Source organism: Bacillus sp. SRL337 (assembly GCF_984799155.1).
Window position 1 is genome coordinate 2,304,379 of sequence record NZ_OZ481793.1, and the last position, 13,913, is coordinate 2,318,291.

Consider the following 13,913-nt stretch of genomic DNA (forward strand, 5'->3'; position numbering starts at 1 on the left):
TGCTTTATTATTTCTCTTTTCGAGAGTCTGGATAGTACCACATCCTTTCCTTCATTTTTCACCAAAGGTAGATGGTGTACGCAATGATCATGATCATACCGATGAACACAGCGGCAGCAAGCCCCAATACACCAGCCAGCCCCACCCATCCAGTCGCAAATGTCATAAAAAACAGCAAATTATAAAAGCCAAGAAGGATCAAAGCAACGGGGACATTAAACGGAAAGATTCGCTTCCATAGCAGCAAAAGCAATGTAGTCAAGGAAAGCAGAATAACCAATAATACAGTAGAAGCAGAATCCCAGCGAAAATCCTTTCGCGACTGGGCATCCTCTCCTGCCGGCGAGTTAGCAAAATAGTTAATTCCTGAAACGCTTGAGAAATTACGATGAGTCCCAGAATGAAAACAATCCCGAAAATGAACCAATTGATTGTTCTTAGCCGTTCCTTGTTCATCATCGTTCATCGCCACCTTATAATGTTGACGATTGCCGGTAATAAAAAGTTTCGGTTGGTTTGGGACAGAGTTGGAACATTCTTTCGGTGAACGACTAAATTCTTGAGAATCCCATTCGAGTTGATGCAATCCTCGGACTAATAGACCTAAACATCGGGGGTGGGATGGAGGTCTGGTGCATTCATGTGACTAATGCACCAATTTCGTACAATGATTTCCATGATTTGGTTCATTCTTTCGATTAATCGACCAAACTCCAAGCAAGTTACACAAAATTTGGTGCAATCCTTGGACTAATATACCAAATTTTCGGCGGGGGCATTGAGATTTGGTGCATTCTTTCGGTTAATCGACCAAAACCCAAGTTCCACCCTCAACTCTCTGAAGTATATTTCCATCAATATGGAGGACCAGGTTCGCTATACTGTTGCTTTCTTCATTTGGACCGCCAATTGCTGTCTTCGTCACTCAGTTGGTCGATGGCTGCTGTCATTCTATTTTTTATTTCAGCAAATTTGAGCAACAGGTTATTGATCACGACTTGATTTATGTTCATATGAAATACCCCCTCCATTTATAATGAGCTACAACAACTTCGCCATGTAATACTCATCAACGTATTTGCCATGGATGATTAGCGAGTTCCTTTTGGTCCCTTCAATTTCGAAACCGTTTTTTATGTAGAGCGCGACACCCGCTTTGTTTTCAGTAACAGCCGTTAGTTCGAGCCGTGTGATGTTATGTAGTCCAGCCCATTTCATCACATGTTCAAACAACTGACTACCGATGCCTTGTCCACGGTGATCCTGCAGTATGCCGATCACCAAATATGCAGAGTGTTTGTTTTTCTGAACGGTGCCTCCCATTGCGATTAAATACCCCAGCAATTCCCCTCCATCTTCCGCAACGAAAATGGTTGAGTTCGGCTGTTTTTTGATTCGCTCCAATTGCCTTTGCTGTTGTTCTGGAGTGGTTTTCCTTTCGCCTGCTCCCATCAGCATAAAATCCGAGTGACGTTCGACTTCTTTTATTAGATTAATAAAATTTTCCGCATCCTCAACCTCTATTTCTCTTATGAACATATCCGTTTCCTCCCTATCTGTTTTATTTACTATTTCCAATGATATCAATGGTACTGTTGTTACTTTTAAATGCTGTAGAAATCATCTCAACGTCCATCTCATCTGCTTTTTGATCTTCTTCCCTTACTGCCTGCAAAGCGTCGATAAACGGTTGAGGATCATCCATGTAAATGAGTGCTTTATTCACGAGCTTCTTTTGGCCGAAGTACCCATTTGCCTCCAAAGGTTGTTTGAAGATGATTTCATATTTCAACTCATCAGTGACACCGAAGATCCTGGTAAGGACCCTTGGAAGCGCTGCGACATGAAAGACATTTTTCTCATGGACCATCCCGCCGCTTTTATGGTAGTTTGTTTTGGAATGCTGAATGGTTTCAACATCCTCTGCCAGAAACGTTAACGACCTCCTGACTCCGATTTTCATAATGATTCTATTTTTCACTATTTTGATTGGGCTATTCCGGACGAGATTATAATCCCCGAGCATATACAGGATGCTGTACACATGGAGAACCAAAAGGATATCTGCTCTGAGAGGATCGACTTCTTTTAGATAAATATGAAATACAATGCCTTCGATGACCTGCTCATGGAGAAGGGCAAGGAATAACCAGAAATAGAGAGATCCTGTATGATAGTGATACGTTTGGATTTCTGTGTCGTTTTCCCTTCTTTTCCATCTGAAAAATGCATAAAAGAGAATCAGCCATTCTTTTTTTACAATCGTGACATATGGATTTTCATCGATAGTGCCCCGTTTATATTTTACAAACAGGATGACTGCAAATACTTCAAAAAGTGTGATTAATAGGCCGATAGAAATGATGAACTGTGTATCCATATCCAAACCAGTCCTCTCTATTTATATTTCTTCAATTGAAACCAATAAATGAGGTACTGTGCTACTCCCATCACTACGAGAAGAAGGATAGGAAAATACGGGATGCGGTTCAGATAGGCTGTTAACGCGATAGCCAACGGAATCGCAAATGCATAAAAGATGTACACTTTTCGAGTCGCTTTGAACGTGATCCACTGCATGCCTTCATCTTCCTCCCGCAGCTCCATTGGTATGATACTCGGCTTTACCGGGTTTTGCGGGTTCCTTCTATTATAAAAAGGGATGACTGCCAGGATGATCAGGATCGGTATGCCCAAAACCATCGGATCGATAATCAACCAGGTTGGAATGTGTGTGGAATAATACTCTCCAACCATGATCAGTCCAAAGCACAAAATCAGGACTGAATTGAACCACTGGGATTGATACATTTTCTTTAACAAATCAACTCTCTCCTTCCAGACGAAAAACTTTCTCAACAGGAACGCCAAATATATGTGAGATTTTTAAGGCAAGCGTAATAGATGGTGAATAGTCACCCTTTTCAATCAAACCGATTGTCTGGCGGGTAACACCGACTTTATCGGCGAGATCTTGTTGGGTGAGACGAAAACGTGCTCTTAACTCCCGAACAGAATTATACAGCATTCCCATTTATCTCCTTTTTAGTTGATATCTTAAATGTAAGGTATCCATTGCATTATGTATAGGATTCTTTACTCCATTTATGGAATTTTCACTAAAATTTGTATTTTTTGTTAATTTTGTTGTTATTTATTGACAAAGAAAAAAACACGATCCCATTAGGACCGCGCTGATCAGCAAATATGGTTTTATCCGCCCCACCAGAAGTTGTTTTTGGCTCTTTCTTCTTCCTGGGTGATTTTTTCGCTGCTTTGTTTTCTAACGGATAAGAAATTCATCAAGAAGCCTAAAATCCCGAAGACGACAATCATGAAAACAAAGGTCCAAATCATAGCTGATTCCTCCTTTTCTTTCTATTTTTGTCATATAACTTCCATGTCATAGTTCTATTATACGCTAAAAACCGATTGAATGATCAATTTGTCAGATAATTGGACAGTGGATTTGATAAATACAAGAACCTTTACTATCCATTTTCACATGGTTTTGCTTTTTCAATCCTAACCAGATACAAAAAGAAGGCAGCAAATAATACAGGTGAGACTACTGCCGACACGGTCAGTTTGGTTGCCTCATCAAAATTAGTTTTGTTGATCATGAATTCCGGAAGAAACAAAAGGACCGGTAAAATGATGGGAATCCATGTCTTCGTCCATATCGAAATCCCTATAAATAGCGAGATGGTGACAATCATGGCAGCTATATGACCTGCTGTCCCAAAGGTAATTGTTTCCGTCTCAATACTTCTGTTAAGAAAAAACAATCCTATAAATAAACTTAAGGGGAAAGCACCCAATAAACCGAAAACGAGCCAATGTTTGAACTGGGAAGAAGTTGCTGCTACGTACTTGAATGATACGGAGATCAGCAGTATAAACAGGACTAAAATAACGGGATAACCAATCAATTCTAGCAATGAATAGTGAAGTTCCCCGCGCAAAGCATCTCCCAGAACAATATAGGATAGCGCCCCCATCATAATGACCGGTAGATACTTCATCCAGCCTAAAGCATCAAAGGGCATTTCTTGAGCAATCTGTTCCATATACTCTTTCGGTGATCGCCCTATGATGTCTTCTACACTTTTCCCTTGAGACTCTGCTTCAGACAGGTGATCTTCCAGTTCCCCAATGAGGTCTTCAATCTCTTCTTCATTTTTTCCGCTTGAAAACAAATAAAGCCTCAGGTTATTCAAAAACTCCTCACTTTGTTTGGACACCTTCAACCCTTTTCCTCCTCCAGTACATGATGGACACTTTTTGAGACAGCATTCCATCTCTCTTTAAATTCACTTAATTCTTCCCTTCCTTTATCCGTTAGCGCATAGTATTTCCGTTTTGGACCGCCAGACGGCAGCTGTTTCTGGCTTGTTCTCACCAGCCCTTCTTTCTTCATGCGCAATAACAACGGATAAATACTGCCCTCCCTTACCATTGTGAATCCATAGCCATACAACTTCTCCATCATTTCATATCCATAGGTCTCCCCTTTAGAAATGATGGAAAGAAGACAACCTTCCAAAATGCCTTTGAGTATCTGACTTGATGACAAATAAGCGACCCCCTCTGAACAGGAAACTATATTGTTTTACAATATAGTTGAATAAAAAAATAAAACCAACTGTCTTGTTTAGCAATATAGTTTAAAATTACCATATCCAGTAAGTTTTATCAAGTGGCGTTCTGAATTATCTAAACTGATTATTAGAGAGCTTTAAATAAAATAAACTTCACATGGAATCAGCGTAAACCAAAATAGCCGGTGACCAGTTATAAGGTCTCCGACTATATGATGTTATAGTTGTGTAGTGATATAAACCATAATTGTTAGAAAGAAACATAAGGTTTCTATATTAAAAACGAAGGGATTAGCCTTGATTTTCTTGAAAAGTTTTATCGGTTTAATCAAACTATTATTGACCAAAATGATAAAAAAAATAAAAAATAAACAAACTAAATATAAACATTAGGACAGCGAATATCTGCAAGTCATTATCCCAAAATGCTAGAGCTAAAAAGAATGCCCATATACATTTGAAACTATTTGCAAGAAGTTCAAAGGGGCCGGACAAGGTTGCCATCACATGATCACTTCGTTCTTCCTGTGCTGCAGCATTTTTTTCTTCCTTTGTAATATGAACGATATGCCCCGTTTGCATTGCCATTGTCATGACCATCATGATCAAATAAAGTATTCCGAAACTCATTCCAGCTGGTAATGCTTCGTGATTCAACAAGTTGATTAAAAAAAATGGTAAAGGAAGCCACATAGAATACATCACTGCCATTAACATGTGCAGAAATCCATACTCATTGTTCCGTATTAATGTTCTTAAAGAAAGAACTAAAATAAGAAAAATCACTATTCCAACCCATCCCAAAAATAGAGCAGCTGCTAACATAACATTCCCCTTACATAAATCAATTTCATGAAACCCTCATGCTATTTTTCCTTTTGCTAACTTTTCGGCAAAACGTCCTCAATCCATTTATCAATATCCTGCCGGTTCATTTCCCCTTGAACCATTCTTTTCACCTTTCCGTCCGGAGATACAAAAAATGAAGCGGGGAGATTGTATATGCCATATTGATCATACACTTCGCCATTTTTATCCATTACTACCGGAATGGATAGGTTATTATGTTCAAAAAACTCATTCACCGTGAATTCTGATTCCTTGATATTGATGGTGACCACTTCAAAATCTTTATCTTTATAGTGTTCATAAGCCTCCTGGATTGCTGGCATCTCCTTTTTACAGGGACCGCACCAGCTTCCCCAAAAATTCACCAGGACTGCCTTTCCTTCGTGATCGCTTAACTGAAAATCACCACCACTTAATGTGGAGAGAGCAAAATCAGGTGCCGCATCGCCCACTTGGACTCTTTGATTCTCTTCTTTATGAAATAGATTTGCATACAGGGTATAGCCCACCGCACACAAAAGAATTAAGAGAATTGAAGTTCTCATAATGAAACGGTTCTTTTTCTTCATAATCATTTCCTTCCCTATAACCACAAATGAAAATGGGTATTTCTTCCTTCCCTTGCTTTATATTATAACTACCCTAGATGCCATTTTCAGTGAATTTTATGACGATATTGGTACACAGAAATCGGTTAAGAGATCAAAACCGTTCAGGGTTCCTGACTCAAACCCGAGAACGATTTGAGCCTGGCTCAACTACTCCCCTTACCCCGTGCAAATCATAATTACATGGCCATCCGGATCCCTGACTGTAAAAAAAGAGAAATCATCGAAAATGGTAATCATGGAAGCAACCTGGCAGCCCATTTTTACAACAAAGGAAAATGCTGATTCAATCTCTTCAGTGTGGAAATTAAATAGAGGATATTCACCAGGCTTTACGCTCTTTGCCACACCTGCCGGCCCTGCATCCAATGTTAAACCTGTGTGATGATTGAGCACGATATTGTGGACCGGATCAACCACCATTTCTAAATCATACTCCTGGCCAAGCAGTCTTGAATACCACTGCACAGACCTTTTCAAATCACTCACATGGACAAAGATCGTATTGAGTTGGTTCACAATGGGACTTTTCAAAAGTATCCCCTCCTTTTGTTTTTTATAACGAAGAGAACGAGCAAAACCCACTATAGAAAGGTGTACATCAAGAACAGGAAAGATGGTATCCTTCACTTCTACAGCCACTACTTTCATTGACTGAATAAGGCTACTTATATCGTATTGATCTCTTATTTTTCTTCAGGGAACAAATAAGAAAGGAAAACAAAAACAAGACCAATAGTGAGCCCTGACCATTTTAGGATATTCAGTGTGTTTTCAGATAGATTCTGAGAGATGTCGGTTACACCTGACAATATCGTTACTAATAGAATCAATATGACTACAGTGAATCCCAGCCACTGCAGGATTCGGCGTTTGCGATTGATATGAATTCCTCCTCCCCTATCCGTTATAGATCACTGGGTTGAACCGCTTCTTGGGTCACATGAACCTCCCACGAAATAATGGTGGTGCTGTCCCTGACATTATTTTCTTGGATGGTTTCCAGTAATGTCTTTATCCCATCTTCAATGGGAAGACCATTCACAGTTTCATATATCTGTTCAGGGGTGGAAAAAGGTTCATTGGCACACTCAACCAGCCCATCGGTGGTCAAAAGGATGCGGTTAAGCCCCTTTCTGAGTTCCCGTTTACCGCTGCTGTAACAAGGAACCATTTGTTCAAATGTATTCACTTCTCCTATCCATTCGAAAAACTGCCTTTGGTTGAGTTGATATTGACCAAGCCCGTCGAGTTCCGGATGAAAAAGATGAGCGATACAGTCTCCGATTGAGAACCACCACAAATACTTATCTTTTCGTAAAGCGATAAGACAAGCCGTTTCACCTTTGACGTCCCGGCATGCTGAGAGAAATTCCTCTTCCTGAAATAAATTCAGAATGATGTTCTCGATCTTCAGCAGTGTTTCTTCTGCAGAAAGAGATAACATGGCGAGGATCTCCGTTTTTTTTGTGTTGAATTGCTGAATGACCAGTTCGGCACTATCGGCAGATTTATGGGCATCTAAGATCACTGCAAACTCGAAAGCTTCTTTTTCATCCGTCCAAATCAGGCAGCCATCCTCATTCTTATACTGACCGGCAGCAGAATTTCCCCCGAATCGTCCCAGGGAAATATGGTTGATCTTCTCGATGCAGATCGTATCTACGAAACTATTTTGGTTTCCACTCCAGCTGATTTCATGAATGCCTTTTGTCATTTCAATGATTCTCCAAGATTGCTTTTAGACGGTTGCAAAGATGGGCGACTTCCTGATCCCCGCCTATTGGAGCATCCTTCCAATCATATACTTCCATTGGTCCCCAATGTTCTTGGGGTGTACCTGGATACCTTGCGACAATATGCATATGAAGATGCGGCACGGAATTCCCTGACACAAGGGAATAAATATGCTCAGCGTTTTCAGACTCCTTCAGAGCCTTGCTGACCCTGGACATGATTACGCCAAAAGCTTGTGCTTCTTCGGTTGTCATATCGGCAAGTGACGGAGCGTGCCTTTTCAAATCGATCATGATATGACCCAAATAATTGGGCTTCCCGTTTCTATCGATATGACCGACATACACGTATTCATCCTCATAAATTTTCACGCCTGAAGTATTGATTGCCCCTGCGTGCTTGTCACATATAAAACAACGTTCATTCATAGTAAAATCCCCCTTCTGATGAACGGATTCCCCGTCCCTGTATGCAGAATCAGACAGGGATCTGTCCAAGCCCTTCTGTTAGAATTCTGCTTCTTTTTCTTCCACTTTGATTTTCAGTAAAAGGACAGTATCATAATTTTCAATGAGGTACTCGATGGAATCCTCATCTTGAAAATCAATGGTCCTTATAGAGTCACCTGTAGTCCCTATGTAGGCAGCCAAAACCTTCGTCTCTCCTAATTTCAATTCAACTTCATCGTCTCCGATGGCATACTCACCGGAAGTTACCATATCTTGCTTAAATTTATTACTCACTCGTTCTGGCAGGGATTTGACACCTGGTCCATAGAGAAATACCATTGAGTCCTCTTCATTTGGATTGATCATACCAAATCCCAGGTTTCCGTCCTCTTCTTCCTCAGGGCTGTTTCCATAGGATAGCTGTGTTAACGGATCCGGCTCTTTTACTCCCTCACTGTACCATTCGACCCAAACGGTTACCCATCTTTTATCTGCATGAGGGACATGAAAGTCAAAATCGAAAAGCATTCCTAATGATAAGTCAGTAAAGGTTTTTTCGTATACGGAATCGGTACTTTTGGAGATGACAGGAAGATCTTGCTTTGCAGAGCAACCCCCACAAAAAAGGATGATGATTATTCCAAACAATAAATGAGGTTTTTTCAGCACACAAACCCTCCCCCTTTGAGATTTAGGTTTCAATACCAATATTTTACCATTATTCCCGAACGATTCCGTTACTTATTTTGAATATTTAGAAGAAAGAATAGATAAGTGGTCGATTTCTGATAAACTAATGTCAACTGAAAACAAAAGGATTGAAGTGAAATGAATGTTCAGTATTTTATTGGAATCGTTCCACCAGAAGCATATGTAAAGAGAGTTGAGATTTTTCAAGGTAAGTGGATCAGCCATTCAAGTGTAGAACCTCACATAACGTTGAAAGCACAAGGGGGATTGACTTCAGATAAAAAATGGATAGACAACGTGCAAAAGGTGTGTGAAACATTCAACCCCTTTCATGTCTCAATAGAAAGGCCACAGTCTTTTGGAGATAACATCTTATATTTGAGTGTAAGCTCTATTGGTTTACACCGATTGCACGAAGAACTGGTGCTGGAGATTTCGCCGTCAGAAGACCTAATTAAACAGTATTTCGAACTGGAAGCCTTTGTTCCTCACCTAACTCTTGGAAAAGAACAATACGGGCTCACTAAAAAAGAACTGAAAGATATGGAAAGATTGGCAGATAAAGAGTTGACGCCCTATCCCGTAATCAAAGTCAATTTTGTCAGGATTTATGAACTGAACATGGAAAAGAAACGATATGAAAAGTATGCAGATATCTCTTTAAGGAAATGATACGCTTCTAGTCAGGTGAAGCATCTTAGAGAGGATACAGCATTCATTCAGGTTTTACTTGGGTGAAGATGCTCTTCAAAGGCGTATGGTAAAATGGAACAGTCATAAATCCTTCAGTCAGGTTGTGTTTCCAGATGCACTTATTCGAAAAACTATATACATTCATCATCTTCTTGGCCGTCATCATTGGGATTGTTTTAGGACAGGTTGGCATAGTCAGTGAGAATGCAGAAAGCCTCATTGTGCCGTTACTGATGGCTATGCTTTATATCACGTTTCTGCAAATACCCCTTGAGGAAGTATGGGAATCCTTCAATAACATCAAGTTTACCTTCACATCGCTCCTCATCAATTTTGCTTGGACCCCGATTTTGGCGTGGCTGTTAGCGATGTTCTTCCTTGGTGACAGCCCTGCCTTGTATATCGGCTTCATCATGCTGATGGTCACTCCCTGTACGGATTGGTATTTGATTTTCACCGGCATCGCCAAAGGAAATGCTGCCCTTTCAACAGCCTTACTTCCCCTGAATTTACTAGTGCAGCTCCTATTGCTGCCTATGTATCTGCTTATCTTTGGGGGAACAAGGGGGATTATCGAGTTTGGCTTTTTGATGGAAAGCGTCCTGCTTGTGTTAATCATCCCTTTTGTAATGGCGGTTATTTCCAAGATGGTTTTAAGGAAAAAGAAACGACTAAGAGAAAAGCTGATCTCTAAACTCACGTCATTACCAATCTTGTTTCTGGGCCTGGCCATCCTGGCAATGTTTGCTTCGCAGGGCCGGCTGCTTATGGCTAATATAGAACTGCTGTGGCAGATCACCGTCCCCATCCTCTTATTTTTTATCGTGAACTTCTTTGTTGGACAAAGTATTGGAAAGCTCATGGGATTTCGGAGCGCAGACAGAATAAGCCTGAGCCTGACAACATTGGCAAGGAACTCACCTGTTGCCCTGGCGGTTGCCATGACCGCATTTCCAGACCAGCCACTAATCGCATTGAGTCTGGTGATGGGACCGTTGCTGGAGCTTCCCCTCCTAGTGGTTGTCTCCCAGGTTTTACTTTTTTTATTCAGAAAAAAAAGCACACATCCTTCTTAGTGAGAGGTGTGTGCTTATACCATTGTTAGAGTAAATAAGAAACGGCCTGCCATCCAATTATGCCTACCCCAGCAGCCACTAACAGGAGATTAACAATCGCGGACTTCTTATTTAGGCACTGAAAATCTCATATTTTTTTATTCTGCTTAACAAATAAAAGGTACCTTTTTCTTCGGAAGCTTCGTATAGGTTGCTCTTTTTATCCTAAAAGTTTTAAGATTCTTTATGTTTACCGTAAATAGAACAATGGCACTTTGTAATTAGTAGCATCTTGAGGAACGGCAAAATGAACACCATTATTTTTTGAAACAATGGAAACCAGCCACTTGGCTCTATTGTTATGTAAGGTTTGGTTAGTGGATAGTTTTTTTAACGTTGATTGTAGTGGAAGGTGTGCGATCTCCTGCGGGTTTAGCGGGACAGGTGAGACCCCGCAAGCGAAGGTGAGGAGGCTCACCGCCCGCCCCGCGGAGTCGCTCACCTGGAACGGAAATCAACACTTCTTTATAAGCAGAAGGAAAATAGCCAGGATCGTCTTTTTCTTTTTTTTTCCAAATCAGAATCAGTGCAAGCCAGCCAAGATGGTCATTGTCAGGCTGTTCATCAAATAAACATTTCGCAGCTGTTAACAGAAGGATAAACTCAGTTTTAAAAAAACAATGGTAGCAGGTGATTTCTTTGCTGATACTTCTTTAGTCAAATAATCCACTCCTTGTTGACTAGGTTAAAAACTTGGGAATAAAAAGAAAGCCGACCCGGCAAGGAGAGACGAACCTATCCAAGTGATAAATAACTTTCTTTCCACCTTTATCGAACTTTCAACCAGATTATGAACGACCGATAAAACAAACAGATTGATCAAAAATAAAAAATAAAAACCTGCCAAAAACATGATCCACGGTTGGGCATTGATGAATGCTTCGAGTGTTGTACCAAAAAACAAGATAATAAACAGAATAAATGACATCAACATCACCATCAGGACTATAAAAAACATCTTCTTCCAGATCCTGTGTTTCATAAAGTCCTTTTCTTTTTTGGCAAAATTGTATATAAACTGATTAAATATAAAAAAGAGAACGGAAATACCGGCAAACATGATTAATTGTTTTACCACAACATTGGTTATCGTCCTGCTTACATTGGTAAAGTAATAGTCCCCTAAGCAAGCAAAAAGAAATAAGGTTAGAAGGCATACTGATTGCTTTAGTCCGTAAAGTCTCATGATACTTTCATCTCCAAACGTTCCAAGGATGGTTCTCACCGTTCTCTATTATCTACGGGCTGAAAGAAATAAAGTTTCGCTATTCTTATCATCTTTTTTTCTCTTCTGAACCTTTGAAGCTTTTTCTTTTATAGCGATAGATCAAGAAACACACGATTATTCCAGCTGCAACTCCTGCACCAACATACAAAAGGAGAAAGGATCCCTCTTGTTTGCCGCCACGACGGAATTCACCATTTCCAGTTAATGTTTTTCCGGAATGCGATTCAAGATAGTTTTCGAAAACTAGTTTTCTTTCTTTATTCGGGGCTTTCACTTCTCCATCCTGAACCAGAACCATTCCGTTTGCACCACTAATGGGGATCAGGAAGTCTGCCTCTTTATCCTTTTCTAAAAATAAGAGGAACTCTCCTCCCTCTTCTTGAAACTCTTTCGCCCAACCCATATCATAATAGTCAATGCCTACGATTTCTTGTTGGGCAGCCTCCCCTTTGTACACAGTTTTTATATGGAATTCTAACCCTTGAAACACAAACTCCATTGGTTTTGGATCACTTGTAAAATCATACTCCCCCATAAGAATGGCATCAGCGCGGTCAACAATGTCCTGTGGTTCTATTTCAACCCAACTTGTCGCATAAACTGAAGGGCCAACCATCATAAAAAATACAGAAAAGCTGAAATATAGAAGGATATAAATCGATACTTTCATTTTATCTCCGCCTTTTATTCAGTAGACGTAAAGTAAACAATAACGTTCCTTTAGCCAGGGGGACAGGTAATCAGCCATCATTTGAATTTTTGAAGGCATTCTATGATGATATCAGGCCGATCCTTATGGATTTCATGATCACTGCCATCCGCTATGAAGAACTCCGCAGCAGTATTCAGCTGGGACAATTCTTCTTGGAGCACACGCCACATCCTTTCATGAAGATGTGCTTCTCCTTCGGGAATTCCATGGCCAATAAAAGGAAGGGAAGAAATATCCTGATCCCGGGTGATGACTGTTAAGGGTATGTCGGGGAATTCCCCTGAAGCATTTATCATAACACTGTCATTTGGCCAGTTTTGAAACTCTTCAGCAATCGTTTTATAAAGCGCCGGAGTTGTAAGGAAGGCTTTATATTCCGTGAAGTGTTCTTGAGACAGCTTTTCAGCTTCCTGAATGGCAGCCTTATTGTCATCCTCCAACTCTCCTCTTGTTTTGCTTGAGGATTCAATGCTGCCTTTGATCATTTTCTCTAAACTGATGCAGGACCACATAACAGGAAGGTCGAGATCATATATCTTCTGAAAATTGGCTGAGGTGGAATCAATCAGAACCATTCCCTTCAGTTTTTTGGGAAACATCTTCGCATACTGCTGGGCGCACAGTCCGCCGAAGGAATGGCCAACCAAAACAAAAGATTCCTTGATATCCAATTGTCCAACAAGCGAATCCAGTTCTTCCGCTATGGTTCTTACATCACGCGGCCTATGCGAGAGTTTGCTCTTTCCATAGCCCGCTCTATGGTATAACACGATTGTAAAATCCTTACTCATTTTTTCGGCAAGGTCCAGCCAGCTGTAAAAAGAATTGCCTATCCCTGTTTCGAAAATAAGAGTGGTATTGCCAGTTCCCATAATTCTGTATTCCAATTCAAGGTCTGCCACCGAATTCCTCCTTGTTTGTTCATTCCAATTATTTCAAATATTCCTTTCTTGCACAACACCTCTCTTTCACCACACAAAAAAAAGGACAGTGCACCTGTCCTCCCGCCTTTAGTCATTCTCTTCTTCTGGTCTATACTCTAAAATATCACCCGGCTGGCAATCCAACTCTTTGCAAATCTGCTCTAGCGTGGAGAAGCGGACAGCCTTTGCCTTCCCGGTTTTCAAAATGGAAAGATTGGCCATTGTGATCCCGACCCTCTCGGAAAGTTCCGTTACGCTTATCTTTCTTTTCGCCATCATGACATCAAGGTTGATTATAATTGGCATTG

General features: G+C 40.5%; 20 protein-coding genes. 2 read left to right on the plus strand and 18 right to left on the minus strand.

Going from position 1 to position 13,913, the window contains the following annotated elements; translation table 11 throughout:
* Positions 1–58: 58 nt before the first annotated feature.
* The 14 genes from AC4E8A_RS11570 to AC4E8A_RS11635 form a co-directional block, all read right to left on the minus strand.
* On the minus strand, positions 59–466 hold the full coding sequence (locus AC4E8A_RS11570) for a hypothetical protein (protein ID WP_490198680.1): 408 nt from the start codon (positions 464–466) through the stop codon (positions 59–61).
* 575 nt (positions 467–1,041) lie between these two features.
* Positions 1,042–1,539, minus strand: a complete 498-nt coding sequence (locus tag AC4E8A_RS11575; protein WP_490198682.1) for a GNAT family N-acetyltransferase — start codon at positions 1,537–1,539, stop codon at positions 1,042–1,044.
* 22 nt (positions 1,540–1,561) lie between these two features.
* A complete protein-coding gene (locus AC4E8A_RS11580; protein WP_490198683.1) occupies positions 1,562–2,386 on the minus strand; it encodes a hypothetical protein in 825 nt (274 codons plus the stop codon).
* Between the two features lie 11 nt (positions 2,387–2,397).
* Positions 2,398–2,823: a hypothetical protein gene (locus AC4E8A_RS11585; RefSeq protein ID WP_490198685.1), complete on the minus strand. Its 426-nt coding sequence runs from the start codon at positions 2,821–2,823 to the stop codon at positions 2,398–2,400.
* Position 2,824: 1 nt separating this feature from the next.
* A complete protein-coding gene (locus AC4E8A_RS11590) occupies positions 2,825–3,028 on the minus strand; it encodes a helix-turn-helix transcriptional regulator (protein WP_490198687.1) in 204 nt (67 codons plus the stop codon).
* Positions 3,029–3,213: 185 nt separating this feature from the next.
* Positions 3,214–3,357: a hypothetical protein gene (locus AC4E8A_RS11595; RefSeq protein WP_490198688.1), complete on the minus strand. Its 144-nt coding sequence runs from the start codon at positions 3,355–3,357 to the stop codon at positions 3,214–3,216.
* A 134-nt stretch (positions 3,358–3,491) separates the two neighbouring features.
* The gene (locus AC4E8A_RS11600) at positions 3,492–4,244 is read right to left on the minus strand and encodes an HAAS domain-containing protein (protein WP_490198851.1); all 753 of its coding nucleotides are present in this window, start codon (positions 4,242–4,244) and stop codon (positions 3,492–3,494) included.
* Between the two features lie 2 nt (positions 4,245–4,246).
* On the minus strand, positions 4,247–4,576 hold the full coding sequence (locus AC4E8A_RS11605) for a PadR family transcriptional regulator (RefSeq protein ID WP_490198689.1): 330 nt from the start codon (positions 4,574–4,576) through the stop codon (positions 4,247–4,249).
* 361 nt (positions 4,577–4,937) lie between these two features.
* Entirely contained in the window at positions 4,938–5,426 is a 489-nt protein-coding gene (locus tag AC4E8A_RS11610) for a hypothetical protein (protein WP_490198690.1), read from the minus strand.
* 56 nt (positions 5,427–5,482) lie between these two features.
* Complete coding sequence (resA, locus tag AC4E8A_RS11615) at positions 5,483–6,019, minus strand: thiol-disulfide oxidoreductase ResA (RefSeq protein ID WP_490198692.1); 537 nt, start codon at positions 6,017–6,019, stop codon at positions 5,483–5,485.
* 198 nt (positions 6,020–6,217) lie between these two features.
* Complete coding sequence (locus AC4E8A_RS11620) at positions 6,218–6,592, minus strand: VOC family protein (protein WP_490198693.1); 375 nt, start codon at positions 6,590–6,592, stop codon at positions 6,218–6,220.
* A gap of 373 nt (positions 6,593–6,965) precedes the next feature.
* Positions 6,966–7,775 carry a PP2C family serine/threonine-protein phosphatase gene (locus tag AC4E8A_RS11625; protein WP_490198694.1) on the minus strand — a complete coding sequence of 270 codons (810 nt, stop codon included), beginning with the start codon at positions 7,773–7,775 and terminating at the stop codon, positions 6,966–6,968.
* Position 7,776: 1 nt separating this feature from the next.
* Entirely contained in the window at positions 7,777–8,223 is a 447-nt protein-coding gene (locus tag AC4E8A_RS11630) for an HIT family protein (RefSeq protein WP_490198695.1), read from the minus strand.
* Between the two features lie 78 nt (positions 8,224–8,301).
* Positions 8,302–8,913 carry a hypothetical protein gene (locus AC4E8A_RS11635; protein ID WP_490198696.1) on the minus strand — a complete coding sequence of 204 codons (612 nt, stop codon included), beginning with the start codon at positions 8,911–8,913 and terminating at the stop codon, positions 8,302–8,304.
* 159 nt (positions 8,914–9,072) lie between these two features.
* Here AC4E8A_RS11635 and AC4E8A_RS11640 point away from each other — a divergent pair, with 159 nt between their 5' ends.
* Both AC4E8A_RS11640 and AC4E8A_RS11645 read left to right on the plus strand, forming a co-directional pair.
* A complete protein-coding gene (locus tag AC4E8A_RS11640; protein ID WP_490198697.1) occupies positions 9,073–9,606 on the plus strand; it encodes a 2'-5' RNA ligase family protein in 534 nt (177 codons plus the stop codon).
* 134 nt (positions 9,607–9,740) lie between these two features.
* Positions 9,741–10,703 (plus strand): arsenic resistance protein, encoded by a 963-nt coding sequence (locus AC4E8A_RS11645; RefSeq protein ID WP_490198698.1) that lies wholly within the window; start codon positions 9,741–9,743, stop codon positions 10,701–10,703.
* Between the two features lie 724 nt (positions 10,704–11,427).
* Here AC4E8A_RS11645 and AC4E8A_RS11650 read toward each other — a convergent pair.
* The 4 genes from AC4E8A_RS11650 to AC4E8A_RS11665 all read right to left on the minus strand — a co-directional run bounded on the left by AC4E8A_RS11650 (position 11,428) and on the right by AC4E8A_RS11665 (position 13,911).
* Complete coding sequence (locus tag AC4E8A_RS11650; RefSeq protein ID WP_490198699.1) at positions 11,428–11,928, minus strand: hypothetical protein; 501 nt, start codon at positions 11,926–11,928, stop codon at positions 11,428–11,430.
* Positions 11,929–12,016: 88 nt separating this feature from the next.
* On the minus strand, positions 12,017–12,640 hold the full coding sequence (locus AC4E8A_RS11655; RefSeq protein ID WP_490198700.1) for a hypothetical protein: 624 nt from the start codon (positions 12,638–12,640) through the stop codon (positions 12,017–12,019).
* Between the two features lie 77 nt (positions 12,641–12,717).
* Positions 12,718–13,584: an alpha/beta fold hydrolase gene (locus AC4E8A_RS11660; protein WP_490198701.1), complete on the minus strand. Its 867-nt coding sequence runs from the start codon at positions 13,582–13,584 to the stop codon at positions 12,718–12,720.
* A 108-nt stretch (positions 13,585–13,692) separates the two neighbouring features.
* On the minus strand, positions 13,693–13,911 hold the full coding sequence (locus AC4E8A_RS11665) for a helix-turn-helix domain-containing protein (RefSeq protein WP_490198702.1): 219 nt from the start codon (positions 13,909–13,911) through the stop codon (positions 13,693–13,695).
* Positions 13,912–13,913 lie beyond the last annotated feature (2 nt).